The organism is Eubacterium sp. ER2, from assembly GCF_000765215.1.
GTDB lineage: Bacteria > Bacillota > Clostridia > Lachnospirales > Lachnospiraceae > Claveliimonas > Claveliimonas intestinigallinarum.
Genome location: NZ_JPJE01000075.1, coordinates 1 through 1,570, shown reverse-complemented (window position 1 = coordinate 1,570; position 1,570 = coordinate 1). Strand labels below are relative to the sequence as shown.

Sequence of the window (1,570 nt, the reverse complement as noted above, 5' to 3'; positions counted from 1 at the left end):
GAAAAATAAGACTAACTATTAAAGAAAGTCAAGTAAAAAAGTGGCAACGACTTTTCGTTGCAATCAGTACCTTGAAAACTGTATGACAATAAGAGCATCTTTGTAGGTGCTCTAAAAAAGAAGTGGTTTATAAAAAGAGTTAAACGGATGCTTTATATGGTTGCCCAGACCTTTCCAGTGCAAAGATAGTCCTGACAAGTTTTTTTGCAGCATGAGATAAAGCTACATTGTAATGTTTTCCTTCAGAACACTTTTTCTCAAGATATGCACCGAAAGTTTTGTCCCAATGGCAGACATATTTTGTTGCATTGTATAAGGCATAACGAAGATATCTGGAGCCACGGTTCTCCATATGGGAATGACAGTTATCCAGTTGACCAGATTGATATGTAGAGGGAGACATCCCAGCATAGGCCAGGATCTTATCGGCTGAATCAAAACGATTGAAATCGCCGATCTCGGCAATGATCATTGCTCCCATCCGGTAACTAATGCCGGGAATGGTGAGAATAGGGGATTGGATTTCTTCATCCATGATCTGCTTGATAGCTGTCTCGATTTCATCAATTTCAGAAGTTAGTTCTTGAATGAGTTTAATCGTGTGTTTCAATTCCAGAGATTTTGCAGGCATAACAGAGCCTATAGAACTTCTGGCAGTTTCCCGGAAAAGAACAGCAGTATCTTTTCCGTAATGGCCCTTGGAGGCTTTAGAAAGCAGATTTGTCAGCTTTGTAAGATGAGCGGATGCAACATAAGAAGCACCTGGAAACTCAGACAGCAAAGTATAGACGGATGCCATATGGAGAGTAGGAACAAGTTCTTCAAGTTCAGGAAAAAGGATACAGACAAGCCGGGATATAGATACCTTAAGAGCAGAGCGTTCCTTTACTTTATCAAAACGATATCGAGTCAGTGACTTTAATTCTTCGTTGTGGTAAGATGTGTCTGAGTAGGACTTTAAGTTCACATCAGACATCAGCATAGAAGCAATTGTGCGGGCATCGACTTTATCCGTTTTGGTCTGTCTAAGGCTTAGACTTTTTCTGTACAGATTCGTATGTAATGGATTGATAGTGTAGGTCGGGAAACCTTTATCTAAGAGATATCCGAGAAGATTGTAACTATAGTGTCCAGTGGCTTCAAGTCCTACTTTTACTTTGTCAACATCGTTCATAACGGATAGAATATTTTGATAGAGTTCAGTAAAACCAGATAGGTTATTGGTGATGGAGAAGGAATGAAAAAGAACTTCGCCATCTGAGTTTGTGATAAAGCAGTCGTGCTTATCTTTAGCAACGTCAATTCCTACAAAAATCATATAGGACCTCCTAAAAATGAATTGATACTGTATTAAGATCCACAGGGCTCTTTGAAATTGTAACCTACTTCTTGATCAACCGTCATGCGGTAACTAACTGATTAACAACCGGACAAAGAGAATGTGGTTGGAGCCTTATTTAAACCATCAAGTGGTAGGAGAAAGAAACCAATCCACAGTATCTTAAAATAGCATAGTCTAACCTGTAGAAAAGGTAAAGAATGACTATGACAATACTAATAGTAGGAGAAA

At 38.9% G+C, this 1,570-nt stretch carries 1 protein-coding gene; it reads right to left on the bottom strand.

Annotation, left to right across the window (positions count from 1 at the left end; translation table 11 throughout):
• Nucleotides 1-139 precede the first annotated feature (139 nt).
• Nucleotides 140-1,318, bottom strand: a complete 1,179-nt coding sequence (locus tag NI21_RS0115770; protein WP_033127163.1) for an IS110 family transposase — start codon at nt 1,316-1,318, stop codon at nt 140-142.
• Between the last annotated feature and the right edge of the window lie 252 nt (nt 1,319-1,570).